This is a genomic window from Pseudomonas migulae (genome assembly GCF_024169315.1).
Classification (GTDB): Bacteria; Pseudomonadota; Gammaproteobacteria; order Pseudomonadales; family Pseudomonadaceae; genus Aquipseudomonas; species Aquipseudomonas migulae_B.
This window is the reverse complement of the sequence record NZ_JALJWR010000001.1, coordinates 1,781,846-1,808,814: the sequence shown is the minus strand read 5'-3', so window position 1 is coordinate 1,808,814 and position 26,969 is coordinate 1,781,846. Positions and strand designations below refer to the sequence as shown.

At 59.2% G+C, this 26,969-nt stretch carries 25 protein-coding genes and 1 pseudogene; 5 read left to right on the top strand and 21 right to left on the bottom strand.

The genetic code is table 11. From position 1 onward, the window contains the following. The first annotated feature begins 16 nt into the window (after positions 1–16). The 3 genes from J2Y86_RS08335 (at position 17) to J2Y86_RS08325 (ending at position 3,306) form a co-directional block, all read left to right on the top strand. On the top strand, positions 17–1,888 hold the full coding sequence (locus tag J2Y86_RS08335) for a SurA N-terminal domain-containing protein (protein WP_253429562.1): 1,872 nt from the start codon (positions 17–19) through the stop codon (positions 1,886–1,888). Between the two features lie 233 nt (positions 1,889–2,121). After that, positions 2,122–2,961, top strand: coding sequence for a DUF2242 domain-containing protein (locus J2Y86_RS08330; RefSeq protein WP_253429559.1), 840 nt, complete (start codon positions 2,122–2,124; stop codon positions 2,959–2,961). 3 nt (positions 2,962–2,964) lie between these two features. Beyond that, the gene (locus tag J2Y86_RS08325; protein WP_253429556.1) at positions 2,965–3,306 is read left to right on the top strand and encodes a hypothetical protein; all 342 of its coding nucleotides are present in this window, start codon (positions 2,965–2,967) and stop codon (positions 3,304–3,306) included. Between the two features lie 3 nt (positions 3,307–3,309). Here J2Y86_RS08325 and J2Y86_RS08320 read toward each other — a convergent pair whose 3' ends face one another. Together J2Y86_RS08320 and J2Y86_RS08315 are read right to left on the bottom strand one after the other, a co-directional pair. Continuing rightward, positions 3,310–4,350: an AraC family transcriptional regulator gene (locus J2Y86_RS08320; RefSeq protein ID WP_253429553.1), complete on the bottom strand. Its 1,041-nt coding sequence runs from the start codon at positions 4,348–4,350 to the stop codon at positions 3,310–3,312. Positions 4,351–4,353: 3 nt separating this feature from the next. Next, positions 4,354–5,484, bottom strand: a complete 1,131-nt coding sequence (locus tag J2Y86_RS08315) for a carbon-nitrogen hydrolase family protein (protein WP_253429550.1) — start codon at positions 5,482–5,484, stop codon at positions 4,354–4,356. A 272-nt stretch (positions 5,485–5,756) separates the two neighbouring features. Here J2Y86_RS08315 and J2Y86_RS08310 point away from each other — a divergent pair, with 272 nt between their 5' ends. Further along, positions 5,757–6,764: an Ldh family oxidoreductase gene (locus J2Y86_RS08310; RefSeq protein WP_253429547.1), complete on the top strand. Its 1,008-nt coding sequence runs from the start codon at positions 5,757–5,759 to the stop codon at positions 6,762–6,764. 38 nt (positions 6,765–6,802) lie between these two features. Here J2Y86_RS08310 and J2Y86_RS08305 read toward each other — a convergent pair whose 3' ends face one another. From J2Y86_RS08305 to J2Y86_RS08225, 17 genes and pseudogenes are all read right to left on the bottom strand, one after another. Next, positions 6,803–8,383: an aldehyde dehydrogenase (NADP(+)) gene (locus tag J2Y86_RS08305; RefSeq protein ID WP_253429544.1), complete on the bottom strand. Its 1,581-nt coding sequence runs from the start codon at positions 8,381–8,383 to the stop codon at positions 6,803–6,805. A 137-nt stretch (positions 8,384–8,520) separates the two neighbouring features. Further along, positions 8,521–9,918, bottom strand: a complete 1,398-nt coding sequence (gene abaF, locus J2Y86_RS08300) for a fosfomycin efflux MFS transporter AbaF (protein ID WP_253429541.1) — start codon at positions 9,916–9,918, stop codon at positions 8,521–8,523. 71 nt (positions 9,919–9,989) lie between these two features. Then, positions 9,990–10,907 (bottom strand): dihydrodipicolinate synthase family protein, encoded by a 918-nt coding sequence (locus J2Y86_RS08295; protein ID WP_253429538.1) that lies wholly within the window; start codon positions 10,905–10,907, stop codon positions 9,990–9,992. A gap of 127 nt (positions 10,908–11,034) precedes the next feature. Further along, positions 11,035–12,063 (bottom strand): trans-3-hydroxy-L-proline dehydratase, encoded by a 1,029-nt coding sequence (locus J2Y86_RS08290; protein ID WP_253429536.1) that lies wholly within the window; start codon positions 12,061–12,063, stop codon positions 11,035–11,037. Positions 12,064–12,126: 63 nt separating this feature from the next. Then, a complete protein-coding gene (locus J2Y86_RS08285) occupies positions 12,127–12,849 on the bottom strand; it encodes an amino acid ABC transporter ATP-binding protein (RefSeq protein ID WP_253429534.1) in 723 nt (240 codons plus the stop codon). Next, on the bottom strand, positions 12,842–13,492 hold the full coding sequence (locus J2Y86_RS08280) for an amino acid ABC transporter permease (protein WP_253429532.1): 651 nt from the start codon (positions 13,490–13,492) through the stop codon (positions 12,842–12,844). The genes J2Y86_RS08285 and J2Y86_RS08280 overlap by 8 nt, the downstream gene beginning before the upstream one ends. Positions 13,493–13,502: 10 nt before the next feature. Next, complete coding sequence (locus tag J2Y86_RS08275) at positions 13,503–14,168, bottom strand: amino acid ABC transporter permease (protein ID WP_253429530.1); 666 nt, start codon at positions 14,166–14,168, stop codon at positions 13,503–13,505. After that, the gene (lhpI, locus tag J2Y86_RS08270) at positions 14,161–15,936 is read right to left on the bottom strand and encodes a cis-3-hydroxy-L-proline dehydratase (protein ID WP_253429528.1); all 1,776 of its coding nucleotides are present in this window, start codon (positions 15,934–15,936) and stop codon (positions 14,161–14,163) included. Before lhpI ends, J2Y86_RS08275 begins: the two co-directional genes overlap by 8 nt. A 10-nt stretch (positions 15,937–15,946) precedes the next feature. Beyond that, on the bottom strand, positions 15,947–16,765 hold the full coding sequence (locus J2Y86_RS08265; RefSeq protein WP_253429526.1) for an ABC transporter substrate-binding protein: 819 nt from the start codon (positions 16,763–16,765) through the stop codon (positions 15,947–15,949). A 229-nt stretch (positions 16,766–16,994) separates the two neighbouring features. Then, a complete protein-coding gene (locus tag J2Y86_RS08260; RefSeq protein WP_253429524.1) occupies positions 16,995–17,744 on the bottom strand; it encodes an AraC family transcriptional regulator in 750 nt (249 codons plus the stop codon). Positions 17,745–17,817: 73 nt separating this feature from the next. After that, a complete protein-coding gene (locus tag J2Y86_RS08255; protein ID WP_253429522.1) occupies positions 17,818–19,074 on the bottom strand; it encodes an NAD(P)/FAD-dependent oxidoreductase in 1,257 nt (418 codons plus the stop codon). After that, the gene (locus J2Y86_RS08250; protein WP_253429520.1) at positions 19,071–19,307 is read right to left on the bottom strand and encodes a 2Fe-2S iron-sulfur cluster-binding protein; all 237 of its coding nucleotides are present in this window, start codon (positions 19,305–19,307) and stop codon (positions 19,071–19,073) included. Before J2Y86_RS08250 ends, J2Y86_RS08255 begins: the two co-directional genes overlap by 4 nt. After that, positions 19,300–20,415, bottom strand: a complete 1,116-nt coding sequence (locus tag J2Y86_RS08245; RefSeq protein ID WP_253429518.1) for an NAD(P)/FAD-dependent oxidoreductase — start codon at positions 20,413–20,415, stop codon at positions 19,300–19,302. Before J2Y86_RS08245 ends, J2Y86_RS08250 begins: the two co-directional genes overlap by 8 nt. Continuing rightward, entirely contained in the window at positions 20,412–21,344 is a 933-nt protein-coding gene (locus tag J2Y86_RS08240; protein ID WP_253429516.1) for a 4-hydroxyproline epimerase, read from the bottom strand. The genes J2Y86_RS08245 and J2Y86_RS08240 overlap by 4 nt, the downstream gene beginning before the upstream one ends. Positions 21,345–21,458: 114 nt before the next feature. Then, entirely contained in the window at positions 21,459–22,130 is a 672-nt protein-coding gene (locus tag J2Y86_RS08235) for a GntR family transcriptional regulator (RefSeq protein ID WP_253429513.1), read from the bottom strand. Between the two features lie 455 nt (positions 22,131–22,585). After that, on the bottom strand, positions 22,586–23,551 hold the full coding sequence (locus J2Y86_RS08230; RefSeq protein ID WP_253429511.1) for a YeeE/YedE thiosulfate transporter family protein: 966 nt from the start codon (positions 23,549–23,551) through the stop codon (positions 22,586–22,588). Positions 23,552–23,964: 413 nt separating this feature from the next. Next, positions 23,965–24,090: pseudogene (locus tag J2Y86_RS08225) on the bottom strand (IS66 family transposase); the annotation flags it as partial. Positions 24,091–24,313: 223 nt separating this feature from the next. Here J2Y86_RS08225 and J2Y86_RS08220 point away from each other — a divergent pair. Next, positions 24,314–24,865: a carboxymuconolactone decarboxylase family protein gene (locus J2Y86_RS08220; RefSeq protein ID WP_253429509.1), complete on the top strand. Its 552-nt coding sequence runs from the start codon at positions 24,314–24,316 to the stop codon at positions 24,863–24,865. Positions 24,866–25,096: 231 nt separating this feature from the next. Here the strand turns inward: J2Y86_RS08220 and J2Y86_RS08215 are convergent, their stop codons facing one another. Continuing rightward, positions 25,097–25,726, bottom strand: a complete 630-nt coding sequence (locus J2Y86_RS08215; RefSeq protein ID WP_253429507.1) for a cytochrome P460 family protein — start codon at positions 25,724–25,726, stop codon at positions 25,097–25,099. Between the two features lie 163 nt (positions 25,727–25,889). Then, positions 25,890–26,777: a helix-turn-helix domain-containing protein gene (locus J2Y86_RS08210; protein WP_253429505.1), complete on the bottom strand. Its 888-nt coding sequence runs from the start codon at positions 26,775–26,777 to the stop codon at positions 25,890–25,892. Positions 26,778–26,969: the final 192 nt, after the last annotated feature.

Sequence of the window (26,969 nt, the reverse complement as noted above, 5' to 3'; positions counted from 1 at the left end):
CGTTTCTGGGGGACGCATGCTGCAGAATATCAGGGACAATTCACAAGGCTGGATTGCCAAGACCATTATCGGGGTCATCGTTGCACTGATGGCTTTGACCGGTTTCGACGCCATTTTTCAGGCCACTACCCATCGTAACGATGCGGCCAAGGTCAACGGCGAAGAAATCAGCCAGAACGAGCTGAGCCAGGCGGTCGATATGCAACGCCGTCAGCTCATGCAACAGCTGGGCAAGGATTTCGATGCTTCCTTGCTCGACGAAAAAATGCTGCGCGACTCGGCCCTCAAAGGCCTGATCGATCGCAAGCTGCTGCTGCAAGGCGCAGAAAACTCGAAATTCGCTTTTTCCGAAGCGGCTTTGGACCAGGTGATCCTGCAAACCCCTGAATTCCAGGTGGACGGCAAGTTCAGCTCCGAGCGTTTCGATCAGGTCATTCGTCAACTCGGCTACAGCCGCATGCAATTCCGCCAGATGCTGGCTCAGGAAATGCTGATCGGTCAGCTGCGCGCGGGTCTGGCAGGTAGCGGTTTCGTCACCGACGCACAGGTTCTGGCCTTCGCCCGTCTGGAAAAACAGACCCGCGATTTCGCTACCCTGAACGTCAAGGCTGACCCGGCGGCTGTGAAGCTGACCGACGATGAGGTCAAGGCCTACTACGACGAACACGCCAAGGAATTCATGACGCCGGATCAGGTGATCATTGATTACCTCGAATTGAAGAAGTCTTCCTTCTTTGATCAGGTCGCCGTCAAGGACGAAGACCTGCAAGCGGCGTATCAGAAAGAAATCGCGAACCTGTCCGAGCAACGCCGGGCGGCGCACATTCTGATCGAAGTGAACGACAAGGTGACCGAGGCGCAAGCCAAGGCCAAAATCGAAGAAGTCCAGGCCCGTCTGGCCAAAGGCGAGAAGTTCGAGGCACTGGCGAAGGAATTCTCCCAGGACCCGGGTTCGGCGAACAACGGCGGTGACCTCGGTTACGCAGGTCCTGGTGTCTACGATCCAGCCTTCGAAACAGCGCTGTATGCGTTGGCCAAGGATCAGGTTTCGGCACCGGTGCGCACTGATTTCGGCTTCCACCTGATCAAGCTGTTGGGTGTCGAGGCGCCGGAAGTTCCGACCCTCGCCAGCCTGAAAGACAAGCTGACCCGCGAGCTGAAAACCCAGCAGGTCGAGCAGCGTTTCGTCGAGGCGACCAAGCAACTGGAAGACTCGTCGTTCGAAGCCTCCGATCTGGCCCAGCCGGCGCAGGACCTGAAACTGACCGTTCACACCTCCAAGCCATTCGGCCGTGAAGGTGGCGAAGGTGTTACAGCCAACCGTGCCGTGCTCACTGCTGCGTTCAGTCCTGAAGTGCTGGATGAGGGTGCCAACAGCACCGCCATCGAACTCGATCCGGAAACAGTGATCGTGCTGCGCGCCAAGGAGCACCTGAAGCCTGCGCAATTGCCGCTGGAAAGCGTGTCTGCCGCCATCCGTGCTCAGTTGGCCAAGGAGCATGCCAGTGCTGCCGCCAAGACCAAGGCTGACGAGCTGATCGTCAGCCTGCGCGAAGGCAAGACGCCACTGGACAAGGCGATTGATGGCCAGAGCTGGAAAGTCACCGCAGCAGCGACACGCGCTCAGGAAGGGATTGACCCTACCGTGCTGCAAGCGCTGTTCCGCATGCCGAAACCAGCCGCCAAAGACAAGCCGACCTTCAGCAGCGTGACCCTGGCCGATGGTAGCCTGGTGATCGTGCGCCTGAACGGCGTCAATGAAGCCGCTGCGCCGACTGAAGAAGAGAAGGCTCAATACCGTCGCTTCCTCGCCTCGCGCATCGGCCAGCAAGACTTTGCGGCCTATCGCAAGCAGCTGGAAGCCGAAGCAGACATCAAGCGTTTCTGATGTCTGACTGAGTGTTCCGCGCAACACGAAGACCCCGGCCGAAAGGCCGGGGTTTTTTGTGGGCGCGGGAAAAGTTGGCAGGCGCTATCCGTCGCCTGGGGTTTTTAGCGAACGACTTTTTCCTGTAAATGGCAGTCATTACACTTGTAACTGTTTCAAGACACTAATCGGTGCGACGCTAAGCATCGATCTGTTGCACAATACGCCCCGGACCGTTTTCTTCAGGATGTTCAATGTTTAAATCATTTCCCGTGCGAGTTGCCGGGCTGGCGTTGCTGCTGGCGGTCGCGGCCGGTTGCTCGTCGAAAAAAGCCCCTATCTATGAGCACGAGAGCTTCGACGACTCCGGAACGTTTTCGCGCAATTATCCGGTGACCGATGCGCAAACCTGCGAAGCCGCCCGTCGCGCGCTGCTCAGTCAGGGCTACATCATTACCAGCAGCGATCCGAAACTGATCAGTGGTCACAAGAGCTTCCAGCAGACTGGCGATACCCACATGGAAATCAGTTTCAGTGTGGTCTGTGCCGATGATGGCAGCGAAGGCCACCACGCCACCATGTTTGCCAACGCATTGCAGGATCGCTATGCGCTGAAGAAAACCAACAACTCCGCCAGCCTTGGCGTGGGCGTGCTGGGTTCGGTATCGATGCCGATCGGCTCGTCCGACGATTCGATGGTCAAGGTCGCCAGCGAAACCGTCTCGTCGGCGAAGTTCTACGAGCGCTTCTTCACCCTGGTGGAATTGTTCCTGCCGCCGGAAGCGAAAAAAGCCGCGCACATCGTCGAGAAACCGAAAACCGACCTGGGCGTGCCTGAAACCAAAGCCGCACCGGCAGCATTGGCGCCGGAGCCTGCACCTGCACCTGCACCTGCACCTGCACCTGCACCTGCCGCTGAGCCTGCACCGGCACCTGCCGCGGAACCGGTTGCACCGCCACCTGAACCCGCACCGGTTGCCCCGGCCGAAAACGCCGAATCGGCGCCATCGACGGAAAACGTCACGCCACCACCGCAGTCGGATCTGCCGCCACCGAGCGAGCCGATTCCGGCCATGCCTGTCACCAGCCAGTAATCGGTGACTGGCGTTCCGGGATCGGCTGGCAGCCCATCGATCCCGGAACAGCGTTCAAGGTTGATCCACATCAACCAGGCCGTTTTCCTACGACCTGTATCGAAAAAATCCTGTGATAAATTCCTGACCGCCTGCTACGTTTTATTAGTAGCGACGAAGCGTCGTGCCTGCGTCATTTTTCTTTCATGCGGGCACTTTATGCTCAAGGCGCTGGTCATTTATTCAAGCGTTTTTTCAATGAGCCGTGAGGGATTTACAATGGACGATTATCAAGAAGAGCTGCTTGAGTTTCAGGCGTTTGAACTGGACCCGCTGGAACCGGCTGAAGACGCTACCGAGCTGTAAGCGTCAGGCGGATTGGCGGTGACTGCGGCGAAACTCGCCGGGTGTCTGACCGCTCCAGCGTTTGAAAGCGCGTTGAAACGCTTCGGCTGAGGCAAAGCCCAGCAGGTAGGCGATTTCACCGAACGCCAGTTCGGTATCGCGAATGTAGGTCATGGCCAGGTCGCGACGAGTGTCGTTGAGAATTGCACGGAACTGCGTGCCTTCCTCGGCGAGTTTGCGGCGCAAGGTCCAGGTAGGCAGCTTCAGGCGTGCCGCCACTTCTTCCAGGTCGGGTTCCCGGCCACCATTGAGCAACGGCCCCAGTAACTGAGTGATGCGTTCACGCAGGCTGCGGGTGCGTGTCAGCTGTTCCAGTTCCCGTTCACACAGTTGCAGCAGGTGCCGCCACGTACTGGGGCAGTGCACCGGGTTGCGTTGGGCGAGGCTGGCCAGGCTCAGGCGCAGCTGGTTCTGTTCGGCGCCGAACTGGATCGGGCAATCGCCCAGTACCGCATACGCCTCTCGGTAACCCGGTTCGTCGAATTCGATTTCGATGCGCTCGGCACTCAAGGGAACCGGGCTGACGCTGGACAATTGCTGCAACCAGCCGGCGATGATCGAATCCACCACGAAGCGGTTATAGGCGTTGTAAGGGCTGATGGAATAGAACCGCAGCCAGGCGCCTTGAGCGTCTTCGTGAAAGCTCGATTGGCCGCGATAGTTGGAGCCGTACAAGGCTTCGAAGCGAATCAGGCAGCGGGCCGCTTCTCGTACCGTCGGCGCCTGCGCGGCGGTGACCCCGGCCAGCCCGACCTGGCTCAGGCGGCTGAGCTGGCCCATGCGCAAACCCAGCGCCGGATCGCCGGTCAGTTGAATGGCGCCGTGGCCCAGGCGCATGTAGCGCGGGATCGACAGTCGGGCACAGGCTTCGCTCAGGCGAGCCGGATCGAGGCCATATTGATCGAGCAGGGGCTGAGGGTCCAGGCCGTGGCTGCGCACCGCAGCTGCGAGGCTATGAACCAGGCCTACCGACAGATCCCCCAGACGCATCGGCAACGGTTTCATGGTTTACAACCAGAGGTTCAGCAGGCGCGCGCCACGGACATTGCCACCGGCGAAATGCTGCCCGTTGCTGCTGAGAAAACTTTGCCCGGCGCTGCCCTGGTCCCAGAACTGCCCGCGCAGGAACACACTCATGCCGGCAATGGCCTGGCTGCTGGGCGGTTGAGCAGTCAGTGTCAGGCGATGCCAGGCCTGACCTTCGCTGAGCTCGCCGGCCTTGAGACTGACGGAGCCGGGCGTCGACAGACCTTTGTAGCCGCGCCATGGCTTGTCCCAGGTACCGCGACCGCTGACGAACGCCGGGACCGCAACCAGCTGCGCACCCTCAGCGTCGAGTTTGCGGTAGTTGTCCGGGTACCAGCTGTCACTGCCGATCAGCACACCCAGGCGGCCGGCCGGGGTATCGACGACGCTGAGCGTGTGTTCGCCATTGGCCTCGATCACATCGCGCTCGGCGAAAATCGGATGCATCTGGCGCTGTGGCTGGCCAATCGGCACGCCATCACGACCGAACACCACGCTGCTGTTGTACAGCGCGCCGCGACCGATTTTCAGGGTGCCATCGATGATGCTCGGCTCGGGCAACACGATGGAGCCCGCCACCAGCGTCACGTGAAATTCTTTCGCCAGGCCGCCGAACAGCGCCTGGTACTCCTTGGCCATGCCTTTGGCTTTCATGCGCAGGTGCGCATCGTCCAGGCGATTGTCGCCCTTGGCGCTGATCAGCGCGCGGACGAACTGCAAGGGATTGCTCACCGCCAGCCAGTTCATGGCCTCCTTGATGGTGGTGGCCTGGTACAGCTCGTCTTTTTCGCCGCTGACCATCAACCAGGTGCCGACATGTTCGGGCAGCACGACGATGGTTTTTTCATTCAACAAGCCCTGTTCCTGGGCCTTCTGCAGATAGGCCGCGAGTTTGCGGTGCAGGCGCCCGGCGCTTTGATAGTCGGTGGGGAACAGTTCCGGCTGGATGCCCAGCAGGTTGCCGCGATCGGCTGGCGTGCCCTGATCGATGGCGAGATCGATACGCAGGTCCGACAGGTAATGACCCGCCGGACGGTCCGCGGCCCACATGGCGTAGGTCGTCAGGGCGGCAATCAATGCCATGGAGAAAGTCAGGTACAAAAGTTTGCGCATGGGAAAACAGTCAACGGCCGTGTGCAGAGTTCATGAATGGCGTTCAGATTGGGACCGAGGCTACGGTAAAACAACGGGTTAGGGGTAGATTAACCTGGGTTTTTTGAGTTTTTTGTCATTTTAAGCTGAATGACGGGCGATGAGATCGGGACAACCCACCTTCGGATTGCCATCGACACTATGTGCCGAATTCGTCATCGCATCGGCCCAAAGCGATCAAGCCTTGACGGCTGGAGTGGGCCAGGCTGGGCGGTCTGTTCAAGGAGGTGATTATGATCCGATTGTCCCTGGCCGAAGCTCGCGAGCTGGCCGAATCGATCTTGCTGCACAACGGTTTTAATCATGCCCACGCTCAGGCGGTGACCGCCACGGTGATGGCCGGCGAGCGCGATGGCTGCGCCTCCCACGGTTTGTATCGGATTCTGGGCTGCGTCAACTCGCTCAGGGCCGGCAAAGTGAAAGCCGATGCCGAGCCGCAGGTCATTGACCAGGCGCCTTCGATTGTGCGCGTGGATGCGGCGGGTGGTTTTTCACAATTGGCGTTCCAGGCAGGGCTGCCGTTGTTGGCGCAGAAAACCCGGGCAAACGGTATCGCGGCCTTGGCAATCAATCGCTGCGTGCATTTCTCTGCGCTGTGGGTCGAGATCGAACAACTGACGGCGGCCGGCCTCGTGGCGCTGGCCTGCAATCCCAGTCATGCCTGGGTTGCGCCAGCGGGCGGTAGCCAGCCGGTGTTCGGCACCAATCCCATTGCATTCGGCTGGCCACGCTCGGGCAAGGACCCGTTTGTGTTTGACTTCGCCACCAGCGCGATTGCCCGTGGCGATATCGAGTTGCACCGACGCGCCGGCAAAGCGATTCCTGAGGGCTGGGGCGTCGATGCGCAGGGCCAGCCAAGCACCGATGCCAACGTGGTACTCGATGCGGGCGCGATGCTGACGTTCGGTGGGCACAAAGGTTCGGCGCTGGCCGCCATGGTGGAATTGATCGCCGGGCCGTTGATCGGTGACCTGACCAGTGCCGAGTCACTGGCGTACGACGCCGGCAGCAAGTCGTCGCCGTACCATGGCGAGTTGATCATCGCCCTTGATCCGCGACGTTTTCTCGGCGAAGCCACCGAGCAGCACCTGGCCCGTGCCGAGGTCTTGTTCCAGAGTATTCAAGGGCAGGGCGCACGGTTGCCATCGCAACGGCGCTATGAAGCGCGAGCTCGTAGCCTGGTGGAGGGGGTGCAGATTCCCGAGGCGTTGTACAACGATCTGAAAGCGCTGCTGGGATGAGTGAAAGAGGGCGCCACCGGTAAACCGGTGGCGTTTTTTTACAGAGGGTCGCGTTGACTGCTGCCATCGACCAGACGTGCGATGCCCAGCGGGTTGGCATTTTTCAGCGGGTCGGGCAAGAGCGCATCGGGGCAGTTCTGGTAACACACCGGGCGCAAGAAGCGCTCGATGGCCAGGCTGCCGACCGATGTGCCGCGCGCATCGGAGGTGGCCGGATAGGGGCCGCCATGCACCATCGCATCGCAGACTTCGACGCCGGTCGGGTAACCGTTGAACAACACCCGGCCGACTTTTTGCTCCAGCAGTGGTAACAGCTCAGGGTGGTTTTTCAGGTCGCCGTCTTCGGCAATCAGTGTGGCCGTGAGCTGCCCGTGCAGGTGCTGAAGTGCCCGTTGCAGCTCGTCGTTGTCGGCCACTTCCACCAACACGGTCGCCGGGCCGAACACTTCTTCTTGCAACAGCGGGTCGCCCTCGAGAAACAGACTGACATCAGCCTTGAACAGTTGCGGCTGCGCCTGTTTACCGTGTTGATCACCGCCGGCCAGGTGAGTGATTTTCGGGTGTGCGTGCAATGCCTGCACACCGTTGGCGTAGCTGTCGAGCGTGCCGAGGTTGAGCATGGTCTGCCCCGGTTGATCGGCCATCAAGGCGCTCAGCGATTGGGTAAAGGCGCTGAACGCTGGCGAGCGAATACCGATCACCAGTCCCGGGTTGGTGCAGAACTGGCCACAGCCGAGCACCACGGAGGCGGCGAGTTCGCTGGCAATTTTCTCGCCCCGCAGCTGCAGTGCTTCGGGCAACACCACCACTGGATTGATGCTGCTCATTTCGGCGAACACTGGAATCGGCTGCGGTCGTGCCGCGGCCATGTCACACAGCGCACGCCCACCCTTGAGTGAGCCGGTAAAGCCAACGGCCTGGATGGCCGGATGCTTGACCAGCGCTTCACCGACGCCCGCGCCGTAGATCATGTTGAACACACCCTTGGGCATGCCGGTTTGCTCGGCGGCCCGCATGATCGCCTCGGCTACTTGCTCAGCGGTTGCCATATGCCCGCTGTGGGCCTTGAACACCACCGGACACCCGGCGGCCAAGGCCGCAGCGGTATCGCCACCGGCAGTTGAGAATGCCAACGGGAAATTGCTCGCACCGAACACCGCGACCGGACCGACGCCGATCCGGTATTGGCGCAGATCAACCCGTGGCAGCGGTTGGCGCTCGGGCAAGGCACGGTCGATGCGGGCGGCATAAAAATCGCCGCGCCGCAGGACTTGTGCAAACAGACGCATCTGACTGCTGGTGCGCATGCGCTCGCCCAGAATGCGTCCGTTCGGCAACGCCGTCTCGCGGGTGACCAGGGCGACGAATTCATCGCCCAACGCGTCCAGTTGCGTGGCAATGGCCTCGAGAAACTCTGCACGGCGAACGGCCGACAGAGTGCGAAAGGTCGGGTAGGCGGTTGCGGCGGCCTGGGCGGCAGCGTCGACTTCTTCGACGGTGGCCTGCATGAACGCGTAGGGCAGCGCCTCACCGGTACTGGCGTCATAGCTACGCACGATGACCTTGCCGACGGCACTGCGTGCACCACCGATGTAGTTGTGTCCGATGATCTCGGGCATGAAAAACTCCTGTCGGAATGTAGGGAGCTGGATCTGAAGGAGCGAAGCTTGCTCGCGAAGGCGGTAATACATTCAACAGAGATGTCAGCTGACACATCGTCTTCGCGAGCAAGCTTCGCTCCTGCAGGTCTGCGGCGTCAGGCCAGTGAATCGCTGCGGCGTGCGGCCACCGGTTCGGCGTCGGTCAGGGCTGCGATGCGCGCGGCGGATTCGCTGTCCACCAGATGCAACGACTTGCCACGCGTCTCCCGGGTCAAGCCGACCGCGATGATCGAGATCAGCGACGCACCGACCAGGTAGAACGCAATCGGTGTGGAGCTGTGGTATTTGTTGAGCAAGGTGATCGCAATCAGCGGAGCGAGGGAGCCGGCGAAAATGGGCGCCACCTGGTAGCACAGGGACAACGCGGTGTAGCGCACGTGGGTCGGGAACATTTCGGCCATCAGCGCCGAGTAGGGCGCGTAGGTCATCGACTCGATCGCCAGGCCCAGGGTGATGGCGGCCATGATCAGCCAGTTGTTGCCGGTGTCCATCATCGGGAAACCGATGAAACCCCAGAACGCCGTGAGCACCGCGCCGGTCAGGTACACCGGTTTGCGCCCGACCAGGTCAGACAGGTAACCCATCAGCGGAATCATGAAGAAGTGCAGCAGGTGCGCGCCGAACATCAGCAGCAGAATCTCGGAAGTGTCCTTGTGCACCACCAGTTTCAGGTAGGTGATCGAGAAGGTCACGACGGTGTAGTAGAGGATGTTCTCGGCAAACCGCGCACCGATACCGACCAGCACAGAGCGCCAGTGGTGACGCAGTACTTCGACCACGCCCAGTTGCTGTTGCTTGGTTTGCGCCTGACGGGCCTGGGCTTCCTTGAAGATCGGTGCGTCATCGACGCTGGTGCGAATCCAGTAGCCGATCAGCACCACGATGGCCGAGAACCAGAACGCTACGCGCCAGCCCCAGGCGAGGAATTGCTCCTCCGACAGATTCGATGACAGCAACAGCAGGGCAACCGTCGCCACCAGGTTGCCGGCGGGTACGCCGGCTTGCGGCCAACTGGCCCAGAAACCTCGACGATTGTCCGGGCAGTGCTCGGACACCAGCAGAATCGCGCCGCCCCATTCGCCGCCAAACGCGAAGCCCTGGATCAGCCGCAGCAGCACCAGCAACACCGGTGCGGCATAGCCGATCTGGTTGAAGCCGGGCAGGCAACCCATCAGGAAGGTGGTGATGCCGACTACCACCAGGCTTAGTTGCAGCAGGCGTTTGCGGCCGTATTTGTCGCCATAGTGACCGAACACCAGGCCACCCAGCGGGCGGGCGAGAAAGCCCACGGCATACAGGGCGAAGGCAGCGATGATGCCGTCGATGGGGCTGTCGGTCTGGCGGAAGAACAGCTGGCCGAAGACCAGTGCCGAAGCGGTGCCATAAAGAAAGAATTCATACCATTCGGCGACGGTGCCGGCCATGGCGGCGGCCACGACACGCTTGAGTCCCGAGGGTGTGGTTGCGCTTTGCGTGTGTTGAGCGTTGGGCATGCTGGCGTTTCCTGTAGGGGCGCAAAAACAGGCAGCCGGGCCGGGTCCGCAAAGACCCGCCCGGCAATCACTCAGAGACCGACGTCCGGCAACGTCGGACGGTTGGCCAAGGCCTTGGCCATGATCTGCTCGACGAAGACCCGATCGGCTTCCGGCAGGGCCAGGCGCGGTGGACGGGTCAGCGCACTGCCGCGACCGGCGATGGCTTCGCAGAGCTTGATGCACTGCACCAGGTCGGCACGGGCGTCGAGGTGCAGGATCGGCATCAGCCATTCGTAGATCGGCATGGCTTCGGCATAACGTCCGGCCTTGGCCAGTCGGAAGATGGTTTCGCCTTCTTTCGGGAACACGTTGGACATGCCCGACACCCAGCCTTCAGCGCCCACGGCGAGGCTTTCCAGCACCACGTCGTCGAGGCCGGCGAACAACACGAAACGGTCACCCACTTCATTGCGAATGTCGATGAAACGGCGGGTGTCGCCGGAGGAATCCTTGAAGCACACCACATTGTCGCAGTCGGCCAAGGCAATCAGGATGTCCGGGGTCACGTCGTTTTTGTAGATCGGCGGGTTGTTGTAGACCATCAGCGGTACGTCGGCATTTTTCGCCACGTAGCGGTAATGCTCAGCGGTTTCGAACGGCTTGGAACCGTAGACCAGCGCCGGCATCAGCATGACGCCATCGACACCGACCTTGCGTACTGCGTTGGCGACCTTGGCCGCTTCCACACTGGTGAACTCGGCCACGCCGCAGATCACCGGCACGCGGCCGCGAGAGGCATCGACGGCGACTTCAGTGACGGCGATTTTCTCTGCAGCGGTCAACGAAGTGTTTTCGCCTACCGAGCCGCACACCACCAGCCCCGACACGCCGTCACGGATGACGTTGGAAATCACCTGATGGGTTTTATCCAGGTTGATCGTGAAGTCGTCGTTGAATTGAGTGGTCACTGCGGGGAAGACGCCACTCCAGTTAATGCGCTTGCTCATTGTTGCCTCCGGGGTTGTTTATTGTATTTCGTATACGATATTTAAAATGAAAAGAGTCGGCTAGTGCTATTTCGTTTTTTTCAGGGTTTTTGTTGGCCGTTGGTCTGGATGATCAGCAATGACGCATTCAGGCGCCGGGCCAGGTGTCCGAGAGTCGGTAGCCTTGTGGCCATGGATCGCTCGGGTCGAGCAGCAGTTGGTGAGTGCCGGTGACCCACGCCCGCCCGGAAATGCACGGGTAGATGGCGGGGCGGCCAGCCACCTCGGTCAGTGAGTCGATGCGGCAGTGGAATTCGGAGCCGATGATCGAGCGACCGATGAAGCGATCCCCAACCTGCATCAAACCCTTGGCCTGCAACACCGCCATGCGTGCGGAGCAGCCGGTGCCGGTTGGCGAACGATCGATCTTGCCCGGTTGAATCACTACCGCATTGGCGCCGGTGGCGATGCCGTTCTCGTGGATCAGGGGCGCCGCGATCTGGCAGAAGGAAATGTGCGACCACTCCGGGTTCAACGGATGGGCAAAGCCGAGTTGTTCATTGGCTGCACGGGTGATTTTCAGCCCGACCGCCACCAGCTCGGCGGCTTCATCGGGGCGGATGGCAAAGCCCAGGCCCTTGGCATCGGCGATCACGAAACTGTCGCCGCCATAGGCCGTGTCGACCTTGAGCGAACCCAGGCCTTCCACTTCGATCCACGCATCGAGGCGATCGGCGAAGGAGGGCACGTTCCTGACTTCCACCCGCTCGACCTTGCCGTCACGGCAATCGGCCACGGCCTCGATCAGACCACCGGGCGCTTCGAGCACCAACCGGGTTTGCGGTTCGGTCATGGGCAGGATGCCGGTTTCGAGCAATACGGTGGCCACGCACAGGGAATTGGAACCGGACATCGGCGGCGTGTCCGCCGGTTCCATGATGATCCAGGCCATCTGCGCCCGCGGGTCCTTGGCCGGCACCAGCAGGTTGACGTGGCGAAACACGCCGCCTCGGGGTTCGTTGAGCACGAAGTTGCGCAGGGTTTCATCCCGGGCGATCCAGCGCGACTGTTCCCACACCGTGGCGCCGGGCGGTGGGGCGACACCGCCGACAATCACATCGCCGACTTCACCTTCGGCGTGGCAGCTGACGATGTGAATCACTTTCGATGAGCGCATGATTTGCTCCTTGTTTCGTCTTTTCGGGCCCCTTCGCGAGCAAGCCCGCGATGAGGCCATCGGTTACTTCACTGATTTCAGAAACGCCGCGGTCTCCGCGTGTACCGGGTTGCCGATGACCTGGTCGGGAGAACCGATCTCATGCACCAGGCCGTTGCGAAAGAACGCCACGCGGTCGGAGACGTCCCGGGCAAAGCGGATCTCGTGCGTCACCAGCACCATGGTCATGCCGTCTTCGGCGAGCATGCGCATGGTGTCCAGCACTTCGCCGACCAACTGTGGATCGAGGGCCGAAGTGGCTTCGTCGAACAGCATGTAGTCCGGCGACATGGCCAGGGCGCGGGCGATGGCCATGCGCTGTTGCTGACCGCCCGAGAGCTTGCCGGGAAACACCTTGAGTTTGTCGCCCAGGCCGACGTGGGTCAGTTGTTGCACCGCCAGTTCCTCGGCTTCGGCCTTGCTCTTGCCGAGGACTTTACGCGGAGCGAGCATCACGTTTTCCAGCACGGTCAGGTGCGGGAAGGCGTTCCATTGCTGGAACACGATCCCGATCTTCTGCCGCAGACGGTTGAGGTCGGTGCTGCGGTGGTGCACCTCGACGCCATCCACCCGGATGTTGCCTTTCTGGATCGGCTCAAGGCCATTGATGCACATCAGCAGCGTCGATTTTCCCGAGCCGGAGCCGCCGATGATGGAGACCACTTCGCCCTTGTTCACCGTCAGGCTGACACCCTTGACCACATCGAGGTCGCCGAAGGATTTGTGTACGTTGTCGATCTCAATCATTTTCTTGCCACCTTCTTTCCAGGCGAGCACCGAGGCGTGCGACCACCAGGCTCATGACGTAGTAGATAAGGCCCGCGATGCACAACACCAGCAGGGGTTCCTGAATGCGGGTCACGATGGTTTGCGAGGCGCGCAGCAGTTCGACGATGCCGATCCACATCACCAGCGCGGTGTCTTTCATCACGCCAAGCACCAGGTTCAGCCAACCGGGAAAAGCCACTCGTGAGGCCATCGGCAGGACGATCCAGCGCAGGTCCTGGAAGAAACTCAGGCCCAGCGATCGGCTGGCCCGGCGCAGGGTCAGCGATACCGACAACACGCCGCCGCGCACGATCTCGGTGAAGTACGCGGCAGCGTAGACCCCGAGCACGATGCAGCCGACGCTGAACGCGCTGATATTCAGGCCGACGATGCTCTTGAGCGAGTTGAACAACACGAACTGGATCAGCAATGGCACGCTGCGAAATATGTCCAGTACCCACGCCAGCGGCAGACTGGCCCGTGGCAACAGGGCCCGCAGCAAACCGAAAATCAGACCCGCGAACGTGCCGAGCAGGATGGCCCAGCAGGTCAGTTGCAGCGTGACCCAGGCGCCGTTGAGCAGGAACAACAGGTCGTTCCAGGAAAAACTGGTGGAAAACATAGTCACGTCCTCAGTAACGGAACAACCGCCAGGCCATCAGCCGGGCCGTCGCGACAATCGCCTTGGCGATCAGGTAATACAGCACCGCCGCGATGGTGAAATATTCGAAGGTGCGGAACGTCTTGACGTTGTAGTCCTGGGTGACGCCGGTGAGGTCGTTGTTGAGCCCGACGATCACTCCCAGCGAGGTCATCAACACCGCCCAGACCATCTGGTTGCTCAGCGGGTAGAACACGATTCGCAGCAGTTGCGGAACGACGATCATCCGGTAGGTCTGGAAGGCACTCATGCCCAGGGAACGCGCGGCGCGCACTTGCGTGCCGGGCACCGCCTTGAGTCCGCCGCGGAAGTTCTCTGCGAGATAACCGGCATTGTTGAAGGTGATCCCGGCCAGCAGCGCGAGCCATGAACTGACGTGCAGGCCCAGTGTGCCGAGGCCGAAGTACAGGATGTAGATCTGGAACAGCGACGGTGTATTGCGGGCAATCGACACCCAGCCGTTGCCAATACCGCGCAACAGCGGGTTTTTGGTTTCGCGCATGACTGTCAGGGCCAGGGCGATCAGTACGCCGAAAATCATCGACAACGCCGCGGTCTCGAACGTGACCCAGGCGCCGGCGAGCATGTCCGGCAGGGCGCGCAGGGTGGCGCGCCATTGGAAGGTGTAATCAAACATGCGCGTGGCTCTCCATCAGCAAGGCAGGTTGCAACCAGCTCGGCAATCGTCCGCTGGCGCTGGCAGTGCAGGCGGTGTCGACACATTCGGCGAGGCTGGCGAAGTGCACGCTGCGCCCCACCAGACCCGGTGCGTAATGGGCGTATTTGCCTGAGTTGGTCATTAACGTGGTGGCGGCCGGCGGGATCACCGGTTCGCCGAGCATGCACCAGCAGGTGTCGGTGACCAGGATGGCGCCGAAGGCCTCGATCACACCGATGTGCCCGGCGTCACGGGCCTGCTCCAGCACCGCCCGGCCGCAGGTGATGGCGAGCACCACTTCGGGGTGTTTTTGTCGGCCGCGACACAAGCGCGCCAAGTGAGCGAACTCGCTGAGCGAGAAGTGCGGGTTGCCCAGCGAGACCACGTCCACATGGTTATCGCGGGCGCTGTTGAGTTCACGCCAACTGAGCAGCAGATCCTGCAGGCGGATCGTTTCCACCGGTATGTGGGCATCCGGTTCCATCACCTGTGTCGGGTCGAGTGCTTCGGGTGTGACCCCGGCGATATGAAACAACGGCGCGGCCGAGGTGGTGGCAAACGCCGCGCCGAAGGCTTTCAGGTCGTCGAGGTCTGGCTGGCGTTGTTCCAGCCCGAACACCAGCGGGATCCGGCTGCCCGCGAGGGCTCCGATGTGGTAGCCGAGCAAGGGGTAAAAGGCATCGTCCAGTTCGCCCAGTTCAGGTAATTCAACCTGCAGGTGGGCTTTGCGTGGCGCGTCCAGATGGCAGCCGATCAGTGGCGCGCGGCCGGTCAGGGCGATGCAGATATCCAGATAATCCGGGTACTTCAAAGTGCGTGCGCCGAGCACGCTGTTGGCGTAGACCACCGCGTTGGATTCGGCCCAGACGATCTGTTCGCCGGCCTTCGGTGCGCTGTCGAGCAAGTAAGGCGCACAGGTGAAACTGAGCGTTGCGCCCATCGCCATGTAGGCGTCGCCCAAGGCACTGGCGGGCTCGCCCAACCCTGGGGAAATGCCCAACTCGCGCCAGCGGCGCTGGTCTACGGAAATTGAATTGAGGGTGGTGGGCACCCGAACCGTCGCGCCCCACTGCACCAGTTGTTCGGCGAAGCGCAGGCTCGCCGGTCCCGTGTAAATGCAACCGTCAATGTGTGCCTGGGTGACATCCACCAGTTGGTGGGCGCCTTGCAGTTCGGCCATGCGCAGGACGATTTGCATGGCCATCTGCGCCGCTTTGCCATGCTCGCCGTCGAGCAGCGCCTGGTCGAGCGCGGAGAGTTCGATCAAACCGCTGGTTTTATAGGGCAGTGGCGCATCGGTCGCCTGCCAGGCATCGACGGGCACGTAATCGAACAGGTTCAGCACAGCGTTGTCGACGCGGGCGAAAGCCTTGCCGCGCAAGACGGCGAAGGCCTCCTGGCCGATGCACAGCACCGGCAGGGAACGTTCGAAAATCATCTGTGCCACCAGCACACCCAAGGTCAGGATCTCATCGGCTTCAGCCAGTACCAACGCGGCCGGTGCATGACCGTTGCTGATCAGTTCCATCAGCACACTGCTGCCGGTACACGAGCCGCGACCACTGGGAATGGCCAGAACACGACCGGCCAGGTGTTCGCCGCTGAGCGGGTGGTGACGGTCGATTACCTCACCGCTGCAAGGGTCGACCCCGCCCCAGAAACTTAGCCCGACATCGGCGAACAGCAGTGCGCCCTGGGCGCAGCCCGGGATCAGGCTGCGACCGGTGAGAGCATTGGACCCAGGCATGCCGGACACCTCAGTAGTAGACCTTTGGCACGGTCAGGTCGGTCGGCGCGATTTCAGTGCCGACCCATTTGGTGAACAACTCGTTGTAGCGACCGCTGCGCACCTGCTGGTTGACGAACAGATTGAGGTAATTGAGCAGGCCGTACTCGGAGCGTTTGGCACCCAGGGACACATAGTCGATGGTGTAAGGCGCGTTGCCGGCGATTTTCAGGTTTTTGTATTTGCCCGACTTGATCGTCGCCGCGGCCACGGTGTTCGTCACGACGGTGGCGTCGATGTGACCCTGGGCGACCGCCAGCAGGGTGTCGTTTTGCGACTGATAGGCGCGGAAGGTGCCGCTGCCCCATTTCTTCACATCACCCTCCAGGGCGATGGCTTCAAAGGTGCCGCTGGTGTTGCCCAGTGCTTTGCCCTTGATGTCGTTGAAGCTGTTGATGCCAGTGTTGTCGCGGGTCAGCACGACCATCTGGAAAGCGAAGTACGGCACGGTGAGGCCGACGGTCTTGGCGCGTTCCAGGGTGTCGGATGTCGAGGCGACGATCACGTCGGCACGCCCGGAAATCAGCGCCGGAATGCGGTCCGGGAACGGCGTTTCCACCACTTCGGCCTCGACCCCGAGGATCTTTGCCAGGTCGTTGCAATAGTCCACGTCGAAACCGGCCGGGGCATTGCTGGCATCGCGAAAACCCATGGGCGGGAAGTCCAGGGTCACGGCGCAGCGCAGCTTGCCCGAACCGATAATGTCGTCGAGCTTGTCCGCGTGCGCGGTGGCCATGAAGGAAGTACTGAGAACAGCGCTGAGGGCTACGGCAAATGCGGGGTTTTTCATAGAGGCCTCGTGATCGGAAAGTGCTGTTAGATATCGTATTGGGGATTTCGTATACGATATTAACAATAGCAATCGACGTGCCGGTTTTGCTTTTTGCCTGGGATTTTTTGCCAGCCCTTGAGTCAGGGCCGCTTAGAGGTCGTTAACTGCACAGCGGCGTCAGGGCGCCGATCGGAAGGGTGTTACGGAAGGGAGCACAGCGAGTGCCCGGCGCCCCTTAAAGGAACATTCAGCGGCGCCCATCGCGGTACTGGCTGGGCGACAGACTGGTGAGTGCGCGAAATTGGCGGCTGAAGGCACTGTGGTCGGTATACCCACAGCGCAGGGCGATTTCAGTGATGGGCAGGTCAGTGTCCAGCAACAGCCGCGAGCCTTCTTCGAGGCGGGACTTGTGGATCATTTGCCGTGGCGTGAGCTGGAATACCCGTTTGCAATGGCGTTCCAGTTGCGCCACGGAGAACCCGGCGATGGCCGTCAGTTCAGCAAGGCTGATCGGTCGCGCGAAATGGCGGCGGATGTGCGCGTCCACTGCGGCGAGTTTCTGGAATGCTGGATGGTTGGACTGAGGCAGTTGCAGGTCGCGCGAAATACCGGCGAGGCCGACGATCCGCCCTTGTTCGTCATGCAGCGCAACCTTGTGGGTCAGGCACCAGACTGGCTGGTTGCCGAAATACAGGTGCATTTCCAGTTGATCGGCCAGTTCACGGCCGGTGGACAGCACCCGCCGATCCTGCGCGGTGTACAGCGGGCCAAAGCGCTCGGGAAAGACCCGATCCGCCGTCAGCCCGAGCAGTTGCTCGCTGTGTTTGAAGCCGCAGCGCCGGGCCAGGGTCTGGTTGACGAAGACGTAGCGCGCCTCGTTGTCCTTGATGAAAAACACCACGTCCGACAGGGTATCGAGCAGCGTCGCGATGGATTGCAGACTGCCCAGCAGCGTCGGCAGGTCGCAGGGTTTGAAGTGATTGAGTGAGGGGAACATAGCGCTGGGGCCTGGTGGCAACTACCGGGATCATAAAGACTCGGCAGCGCACCTGAAACCCCAGGCCGAGTCTTTACGTGGGTGGGGTGTCGTCCAGGCACATCAGGGTTTCGATGCGTGCCGGGTTGAACGGTGGCCGGGGGGCCGAGGGTTGCCAGTCGAACAGATACTGCAATGCGCCGCCACACACCCGGCCCTGACAGGCGCCCATGCCGCAGCGACTCGCGAGCTTGGCCGCGCGCCAGTCGGTGTGCCCGGCCAGTGCCGCGTAGGGCACGTCTTCGCATCGACAGACCAGCGTATCGGCCTGCGCCAGTGACTTGAGGTGCGGGTTGAGGCCGAAGGCATTGTTCAACGCCTTGGCGAAACCCTGCCAGCGTGCCCGACGCGGCCACAATTGACGTGCCGCTGCGCAGTTACCGACGGCGGCATACCCGGCGATTGCACCTTCGACCAACGCCAGTTCACTGCCGCCGAAACCGGTACATTCCCCCGCCGCGTAGTGATCGGCCTGGCCCGTGGCTTGCCAGGCATCGACTGCGAGCGCCGTGCCATTAAGTGCGCAGCCCAAGGCCTGACCTAACTGGGTATTGGGAATCAGGCCAAAACCACAGGCGAGGCGATCACAGGCCAGTTCGACGATTTTTCCCTGTTGTCGCAGTCGCACACCTTCCAGCCGTTCATTACCCAAGGCTGCCACGACGTGGGAGCCGGTTCGGTAATGGCGGTCGAACAGGGTGAAGGATTGCAACAGCTTGCCCGGCCAGCGGGGCAGTTGTAGAGCGAACCCGGCGACCGCTTTCGAAGCGGCCTGTTCGGCGATGCGCAGCACGTGGGCGCCGTTGTTTTTCGCGGTGACCGCACTGGCCAGTAGCAAGGGCCCGCTGCCGGCGATTACCACGCGTTCGTCCTGCACCGGCAGTCCGCCCTTGATCAACGCCTGGAGTCCTCCCGCCCCTGTCACCCCTGGCAATGTCCAGCCGGGAAAGGGCAGCAGCAACTCTCGGGCACCGGTGCACAGAATCAGTTTGTCGTAGCCGATCAACCAGCCATGATCGGCGTCTTCCACCAGCAACTGTTTGGGACCGCAACAGGCGATCACACGAGTGCTGCAGTGGTGGCGGATATTGCTGTTGGCGTGCAGGCGCTCGCGCATCTGCCGCGCCTGATTCGGCAGGCTGGCCTGAGGCCCGTCGCGCCAGATCTGGCCTCCCGGTAGCGGGTTGTCGTCAAGCACGATGATACGTGCGCCACTGGGCGCGGCGGCGAGGGCGGCACTCATGCCGGCAGGGCCGGCGCCGATGATCAGCAGGTCGGCGTATTCGTTCATGCGCGGGTCTGCACTTGCATGCCGTGCTGGCACAGCGTCTGGCAGGCCAGTCGGCGGCGGCCGTCGATGGTCACCCGGCATTCCTGGCAGATGCCCATGCCGCACAGCGGTGCGCGCCGCTCACCGCTGACCGAGGTGCGAGTGCAACCGTCGCCGGCCAAGGCCAGTGCCGCGGCGACCGTCGTACCTTCGGCCACCCGCAGGGCGCGGCCATCCAGGATCAAATCAGGCATACACGGCCTCCCCGAGAAAGCGTTGCGGCAGATAGGGTTGTGCCGCCAGTGGCGGCGTCTCGTTGAACAATTGCGCGACCAGCAAATCGGCAATGCCGGGGGCCGTAGTGACCCCAAGTCCCTCGTGCCCGACCGCCAGCCACAGGCCTTTGCGTTTTGGGTGCTGGCCAACCAGCGGCAGCCCGTCGGGACTGGCGGCGCGAAAACCGGTCCAGGCGCGGATGCCGTTGAGCTGAGCCAGGCCTGGCATGTACTCGGTGGCGCGCTTGAGCATTTTCGCGAGCATCCAGCCTTCGACCTGCGGGTCGAGGGTGCCGAACTGTCGCGAGGCGCCGATGAACAGTTGCCCGGTCGGCCGGGGCTGGATGTTGCAGGCCGTCGATGGCCCGGTGGCGTTGTGGGCGCTGGTGACATAGCCGAGCTCCACCAGCGTGTGGGTGACCTTGCCGGGGTAGCGGTCGGTGATCAGCAAGTGGCCTTTTTTCGGCTCGATCGGCAACTCGGGGCACAGTTCGTTGGCCTGGATGCCGTTGGCCAAAATGACGGCTTCGGCGTTTAACCACTGGCCGTCATCGAGTCGCACGCGGTGGCCATCCACCTCGCTGACCCGCGCCCGACGTTGTTCGATTTGCGGGCTGTCGAGCATCCAGTCGGCGGTCGCCGGGGCATAGAGAATGCCGTCGCCATGGATCAACAAACCGCCTTCCAGATCGTCGCGCAACTCGGATTCACGGGTACGCAAAGCGTTGCGGGCGATTAACTCGCAGGCAACGCCCTGGGCTTTTAGGTTCAGGTATTTGCTATCGGCCACGGCCATTTCTTCTGCATTGGCCGCCAACCACAACGTGCCATTGTTTCGGTAGGCGCAGCCGTCGGGCAGCTGCGGTGCCTGTTCGCGCCAGCGTTGTAGCGAATATTGGCTCAGGGCCAGTTCGGCCGGGTTGTCATCGAGCACCAGCAAGTGGCCCATGCCGGCGGCCGTTGCGCCATGCAGGCCGGCGTCCAGCACCAGCACGCGCAAACCGCGCCGCGCCAGCGCCTGGGCGCACGCAGCGCCGATGATCCCGGCACCGATCACGATCACATCGGCCACCAGGCCTTGGCTCATGGGCGAATGCCCCAGGCGAACGGGTCGTCCTGTTCGATGATCAGGCTGGCCTCGGCGTTGATGAAGGCGCGGCCACGAATCGTCGGTACGATGCGGTCACCGTGGTGTTCGTAGGAGCCTTCGAACTCGCTGCCGATCACACTGGCCTGGCGCCAGATCTGGCCCGGCTGCAATTTGTCGTCGGCCGCCAGGCACGCCAGTTTTGCACTGGTGCCGGTGCCGCAGGGCGAGCGGTCGTAGGCTTTGCCAGGGCAGAGCACAAAGTTGCGGCTGTCGGCGTGTTCATCCTCGTCGAACAGCTCGACGTGGTCGATCAGCCCGCCGTCTTCCCCGCGAATTCCCTGAACGTCGAGGGCCTGTTGCACGGCATAGCTGTAAGCGGTCAACGCATCGAGGTTGTCGCTGGCGACGCGCAGTCCATGGTCGGCGATCAGGAAAAACCAGTTGCCACCCCAGGCAATATCACCGACCACCTGGCCGATCCCCGGCACCTGCAAGGCCACGGCTTTGCGATAACGGTAGGCCGGCACGTTGCGCACGCTGACGGAGTAGTCGTCGTGCAAGGTCGCCTGCACCGTACCCACTGGTGTTTCGATGCTGTGCACACCCGGAGCGATCTTGCCCAGGTGCGCCAGCGACGCGACCAGGCCGATGGTGCCGTGGCCGCACATGCCGAGGTAACCGGTGTTGTTGAAGAAGATCACCCCGGCGCAGGCCGCAGGGTCGACCGGTTCGCACAGCAATGCGCCGACCAGCACGTCGCTGCCCCGCGGTTCGAGCACGCACGCAGCGCGCCAGTGGTCATGCTGTTCAGCCAGGCGCTGCCGACGTTCGGCCATGCTGCCGGTGCCCAGGTCAGGAAAGCCGGCAGTCACCAGGCGGGTCGGTTCGCCGCCGGTGTGGGAGTCGATCACGGTGATGCGTTTCATGAAAGGGCCACGTCCGTTCAGATGAGTGAACACAAGAGTGGCCCGTGCGGGGGCTTGCAGGCTTGAGGGTTTTATCCAGTGCCAATGACGAAATCGGCACAGTGGCGCGGTCTGTCAGTGGTGGTGGGGCAGGTGCTCGAACAGGGTTTTGCAGACCCCGGCAATGTGTTCGTCGAGCAGCTTCACCGCCCGGTCGACGTCACCGGCACGACAGGCTTCGAGGATTTCCCGGTGTTCGTGATCGGCGCGCTCTTTGCCGGCGGACAGGCTCATTTGCATGCGCAGGTAGCGTTCCAGTTTGTCATTGACCGAACGGATCAGGCTCACCAGAAACGGACGTTGCGCCGGCTCGTAGAGGCAGGCGTGCAGTTCCCAGTTGAGTTCGGCCCAGCGGCCCACGTCATCTTCGCCGACGAACTCCTGGCAGATGCTTTCGGCGCGGGCGAAGGTGGCTTCCGTCATATTGGGGATGGCCAGGCGCAGGACTTTGTCTTCGAGCAACATGCGCACTTCGAACATCTGTGCCAGTTCGGCATCGGACACCCGCGTGACCATCGCCCCGCGATTGCGCTGGAACATCACCAGGCCTTCGGCCTCCAGGCGCTTGAGCGCCTCACGCACCGGGATCTTGCTGACGTTGAATTGCCGGGCGATGTCGTCCTGGCGGATAGGCTCGTCCTCGGCGAAATGCCCGGCAACGATGGCGTCACGCAGGTGGCGGGTGATGATTTCCGAGGTCGAAGGCGCATTGCCCAAGTCTGGAGCATTGAATTTGGGTAGGTTCACGGCGGCAGTCGTTCGATGGAGTTGGAGATATGGTATACGAATTTCTTGCCGGAACTCACTGACCTGCATTGCCAGGTCGGACGATAAAGGGAGAACCTGCTTGCCTTGAGTTATCTGGCATGGGTTTTCGTTGGCCCCGAAATGGTAGCAACAGCAAAAACAGTGGGTTACCAGAAATTTTTCTCACGATGAAAATCTTTTTTCCACTTAAGTTGGTATTTTCCGGAAAGTAGAGCATCGCTGTTGCAATCAAAGCCTTGGCTCCGTGTCAGGGCGCCAGATTGAATGAGTTATCAAGGGATACTCTGGATGATTTTGGGCAGCGGTTTGTTGTGGATGATTGCGGGCGTCGGTACAAAGGTCACATGTTTAACTGTATTGAAGGCAAACACTTGAGCTGCGGCGGCCGAAACAGTCATACCAGAAGGATTATCGAGCTTTGGCATCGATTGGGGTTAAGCGCTGTGACGGAGCTTAAATAGCCCGATTAACGCAGCTAGCATCGCCGCATAAGCGATCAGGGCGTGCGGGGCTAGCGACGGGATACCGTGTAGTAATAAAGTCTCGTTACCACCGGGAATAATCGCTGCGGAAAAACTCATTAGGGAGCCTCCCGCGAGCTTTCGAAAAAATGGCAAAAGCCTGGGTTTTCGGAATTTCAATTTTCGAGTCTTTCTCGCGGCCACGATAGCTCCAAAAATGAGTGCCGTCGTAGCGGTAAACACTTGAAGAGCGATATCGGGTAGGGAAGGGTTGATTAACTTGGCTGCGCTGTGGGAAAGCACTGTCAGATACCCCCAGTTGCCGATGGTCGCATGGAGCAAGCCACCCGCAGCGCCTACCACCGACATTGAGAAAAAAGGGCTCCATATACCACCAGAATGAGCATTCCCATCATTCGTTATTATTAAACGATGCCTTAAATCGATGTCATGAAATGCAATTGCGACAAATGCAGCCCATACGCAAATGGCTAACGCGCCAGGTGTTGATAGGTTTATAAAATTCAAGCTTTCCGAGTGGAGAGAAAAAAGTGAGGCCAAGAGAGCACCTATGAACATTCCAACAAGCGTTCCAACGTAATTCATTTCCCCGCTTGAGAGATGAGCAATAGTGCCGAACACGCAAGCGCCGTTGAGAAAGGCACCGAAACCAAATAGTGCCCCTGCAATGATGGTGATCTCGGAGGGATGATAAGAAGGTGACAGGATAACGACGCTTGGGAACAACCATGCACACGGTAACAGTACAACTCCGGCCCAAGCGGCAGCTGTAATAAAAGCACGAAGGTGGGTAGTTTGCTTATGACTTATCCAGTGATTGACTGCTGCTACCGCACAAATATTGCCACGTCTTATGGCAAAACCCATGGTAAATGCAAGGGCGGCGCTGATAATGATTATACTAAGAGAGTATGGCAATTACATCAATCCTAATAAAGTTGATTGGGGACGAATGCTGGGTTCCTGAGTAATGTGTTATTGGTTATTATCTCGCTGCGATTGAGAATGATTTTAGTAATATGATTACTGTAGTTCAGGTGCGCCCATTGGTAAACCAGCGCCCGTAGGCATTGCGGAAAAAATTGTCGGAAGGGGAATTTACGGTTCAGAATATAGAAAAAGCATGTTTTTGATATACCGGTCTTGCACCATGATTTTTTAAATGGAAAGGTTGGAAGGCGTAGGGTGATTGTCTGACACATCTTGCGTTAAACGGGCGCCCACTAATGCGGCAGCAGCTCCGTAATTCGTCAGCGCTCCATAGATCCCACATTCAAAGCCGACTTCTTAGGTTTGAGCGAGAATTGTGCTCCAGTACCATCAGCCGAGCCCTTGCGGCGCACACGGGCCATGCACGCCAATCGTTCCACACCCGGCCGCAACGCCAAAGCGTTGTAACCCGCGTAGTCGTCGGTCATCACGTAGCCAGGACAAGTTTCCAGCAGGCCCAACGGTACGTAATGGAGCGGTTACGGTTAAACCCGATCGTCATCATTGTTGTAAAAAAGCAGGATTCTGTCAGAAATATTTGTCGATTGGTTCTATACAGTAAAGGTAACAGATAGTTGTGGTCGAGATTTAACCGCGAACGCGTTTAGAGATTCATGCGGCCAAAGATATGCGCAGTTGTTTGTTAGTTTTGTAATAACTAAATGCTGTTAGCGTTAGAGGAAGACAATCATGGCTCGTATTAAGGTTCCTGACGATCATAAATCCTCGCGAGAGGTGAGAGCTGTACTCGACACGGTTTACAACCGGCTGGGCTTCGTTCCAAACATGCACAAGGTCATGTCTCTCAGTCCGGCAGCACTTACCGGTTGGGCGGGACTTTTGGGTACCCTGAGTAAAACATTAGACGTCAAAACGCGTGACGCAATTGGACTGGCAGTATCAGAAGTTAACAGCTGCAACTACTGTCTTTCCGCGCATAGTTATATGGCTTCTACGTTTTCAAAAATATCACCGGAAGAAATCGCGGCTAACCGGAAGGGGCAATCAAGCGATCCGAAGCGGAACGCTGCAGTTGGCTTTTCACAAAGCTTGATCAAAAATCGTGGAAAGGTCAGCGACGCTGACTTTAAGGCTGTACGTCTAGCTGGCTACTCCGATCAGGAAATAATTGAAATCATTGCACTGTCCGCGCAATTTCTATTGACCAATTTCATTAATAACGCTGTAGAAACATCCAATGACTTTCCCATAGTTCACCCTGCTGGAAGCAATAACAGATAGGTACAGTCCGAAGACAGGGCGAGAGCGGTTGGCATAGGCCGTCTCATCCTGGAGAACCACGTTCGGTTAATCTGTTGGAGGGTAATGTTCGTATGGATTGGTAGCACAGCATACCTCCGGCGGGTTCTCTCCGATATTCGATCACCTTTCGCACGTTCAATGATGATCTGATCTTGCCCTAACGCTGGCTCGCCTATCCATCGGACAATCTAGGTAGAGCGCGTTGAATGTCTAGTTGTTTAGCGTCTGTATCTTGTCTTGTGCATCGAGTAGGGGGTATCCCCATACATGTACCCAATCAGTTTTCTTCACAGGAGTATGACAAGTGATGCACGTGCTGGTATTTTTGTTTGTAGTAACAGACGGAGCCTCTTGAGCTATTAAGGCCCAACCCCAGCCGTCCGTCCAAATTTCACTTTCTGGATAGCGACCTTTTGTATCCTTTATCATCACAAACCAGCCTCGCCCTTCATTCCAGAAGGATGCATGGCCTGTTGTGAGGTCAGCCGTCGCAGTGCCTTGTAACTCTTTAATCAACATGGCGCCGTCAGGAAAATCTCCGTGAGATCGATAATATTCAATCGAGTCACGATCGACATACACTTGGTGGATCTCTTTTAACCCTCCCATAGAATCTCCGCCAGGCACAGCAAAGGAACCAAGAAATATGAACTGCGTCCTATAATCCTCCGGTACCTTTATGTTTCCGTTTTTATCCACGTAGTTTTTGTACGTTTGTGAGTAGGTAGGATTACCAGTGCTCGGGAGGGTGGTTGTTGAGGCTGCCTTCGACAGGACTGGAATGAAAGAGACCAGCAACGCCACGAACGTGATTAATGCTTTGAGTTTATTAGCGATCATTTTAGTAACCCGATTTGGAATTACACCGTTTAAGGAGTTTTCAGAACACAGCACCATATTTATCGCGTCGAAATATGTGTGTCGCTTGAAAATTCTAATTGAAAATTGCTCTTAGTTATTTCAAAAACGTGCCTTTTTATAATGAAATATTTATTTATACGGATTAGCAGATCCAAAGGCCTCTGTATTGCCCTGGCGTTATACCAATGTGTTGTTTAAATGCGGTACTGAAATGTGATTGAGAACTGAAACCACATTCTTGGGATATTTGCGCTAAGCCTAAGGTTGATTCTGCAAGCATATGCTCGGCGCGTCGTACCCGATGTTCCAGTATGTAGGCATGAGGAGATTGGCCCGTCCTGGCTTTGAACGTGCGCGTGAAGTGAAAATGGCTTTGTGCCGCGATACTTGCAAGCTCTCCCACGTGAATAGAGGAGCTAATACGCTGGTCAATGTATTCAGCGACCTTAGCAAACCTTGGCTCGGGTAGTCGTAATATTGGCGACTCCATCTCAAAGCAAAAGTCGGTGTTTTTTCGCCCCTTCAACAACATTGCCAATATAAATCTCGCTGCGGCTGGGCAATGAAAACCGTTCCTGACCAAACTTGCATAGGAGCTAATCCCTTCACCAATCTTTTCAACAACACGGCGTGCCACACAATCGAAACCGGACTCCGGACCATAATGCGTGACTATGTTTTTAAGGCACGTAAAGTTTAGCTGTAACGTTTCAAGTGTTCTTAGTAGAAAGTGGTCGTCGATCATTATCTCGACGAAGCTGTTGGGTGTTTCCCATTCGATCACTTGACAGTTTTCAGTGCCTCTGAGAACGACGCATGTGCCGCATTTAATTTCTACCTCTTTGCGCTTATTTATTTCGGTTAACGAAAGCATTCCATTATCTGTTAGAAAAATTATTATCGTCATCTGACCCGCGAGTGACGAATATTGCTGGCCCCCTTTCTGCTCCAATGACCGAGCGCTGACGACTGTGTACATCTGTGTTGCGGCGGGAGTGGAGTCATAATCGGAAAGGGATAGCGTCGTCATATTAGCCTCTGAGTATGTTAAACCTTCTGCGGCGTTCTAGGTTATCTGCCATTAAATCCATATATGTTTTTTATAGAGAGGGTTTATATTGTGATCGGAACCAGATTCCTATTGATCGTAACTCGACATGATATAAAGAAGTTGCGCGCTCGAAAGGATAATAGGCCCGTGGAAGGTTCCGACTATGTAGGC

Coding starts and splice junctions, on each gene's coding strand:
- J2Y86_RS08335 (WP_253429562.1), top strand. CDS start 17: ATGCTGCAGAATATCAGGGACAATTCACAAGGCTGGATTGCCAAGACC.
- J2Y86_RS08330 (WP_253429559.1), top strand. CDS start 2,122: ATGTTTAAATCATTTCCCGTGCGAGTTGCCGGGCTGGCGTTGCTGCTG.
- J2Y86_RS08320 (WP_253429553.1), bottom strand. CDS start 4,350: ATGAAACCGTTGCCGATGCGTCTGGGGGATCTGTCGGTAGGCCTGGTT.
- J2Y86_RS08315 (WP_253429550.1), bottom strand. CDS start 5,484: ATGCGCAAACTTTTGTACCTGACTTTCTCCATGGCATTGATTGCCGCC.
- J2Y86_RS08310 (WP_253429547.1), top strand. CDS start 5,757: ATGATCCGATTGTCCCTGGCCGAAGCTCGCGAGCTGGCCGAATCGATC.
- J2Y86_RS08305 (WP_253429544.1), bottom strand. CDS start 8,383: ATGCCCGAGATCATCGGACACAACTACATCGGTGGTGCACGCAGTGCC.
- abaF (WP_253429541.1), bottom strand. CDS start 9,918: ATGCCCAACGCTCAACACACGCAAAGCGCAACCACACCCTCGGGACTC.
- J2Y86_RS08295 (WP_253429538.1), bottom strand. CDS start 10,907: ATGAGCAAGCGCATTAACTGGAGTGGCGTCTTCCCCGCAGTGACCACT.
- J2Y86_RS08290 (WP_253429536.1), bottom strand. CDS start 12,063: ATGCGCTCATCGAAAGTGATTCACATCGTCAGCTGCCACGCCGAAGGT.
- J2Y86_RS08285 (WP_253429534.1), bottom strand. CDS start 12,849: ATGATTGAGATCGACAACGTACACAAATCCTTCGGCGACCTCGATGTG.
- J2Y86_RS08280 (WP_253429532.1), bottom strand. CDS start 13,492: ATGTTTTCCACCAGTTTTTCCTGGAACGACCTGTTGTTCCTGCTCAAC.
- J2Y86_RS08275 (WP_253429530.1), bottom strand. CDS start 14,168: ATGTTTGATTACACCTTCCAATGGCGCGCCACCCTGCGCGCCCTGCCG.
- lhpI (WP_253429528.1), bottom strand. CDS start 15,936: ATGCCTGGGTCCAATGCTCTCACCGGTCGCAGCCTGATCCCGGGCTGC.
- J2Y86_RS08265 (WP_253429526.1), bottom strand. CDS start 16,765: ATGAAAAACCCCGCATTTGCCGTAGCCCTCAGCGCTGTTCTCAGTACT.
- J2Y86_RS08260 (WP_253429524.1), bottom strand. CDS start 17,744: ATGTTCCCCTCACTCAATCACTTCAAACCCTGCGACCTGCCGACGCTG.
- J2Y86_RS08255 (WP_253429522.1), bottom strand. CDS start 19,074: ATGAACGAATACGCCGACCTGCTGATCATCGGCGCCGGCCCTGCCGGC.
- J2Y86_RS08250 (WP_253429520.1), bottom strand. CDS start 19,307: ATGCCTGATTTGATCCTGGATGGCCGCGCCCTGCGGGTGGCCGAAGGT.
- J2Y86_RS08245 (WP_253429518.1), bottom strand. CDS start 20,415: ATGAGCCAAGGCCTGGTGGCCGATGTGATCGTGATCGGTGCCGGGATC.
- J2Y86_RS08240 (WP_253429516.1), bottom strand. CDS start 21,344: ATGAAACGCATCACCGTGATCGACTCCCACACCGGCGGCGAACCGACC.
- J2Y86_RS08220 (WP_253429509.1), top strand. CDS start 24,314: ATGGCTCGTATTAAGGTTCCTGACGATCATAAATCCTCGCGAGAGGTG.
- J2Y86_RS08215 (WP_253429507.1), bottom strand. CDS start 25,726: ATGATCGCTAATAAACTCAAAGCATTAATCACGTTCGTGGCGTTGCTG.
- J2Y86_RS08210 (WP_253429505.1), bottom strand. CDS start 26,777: ATGACGACGCTATCCCTTTCCGATTATGACTCCACTCCCGCCGCAACA.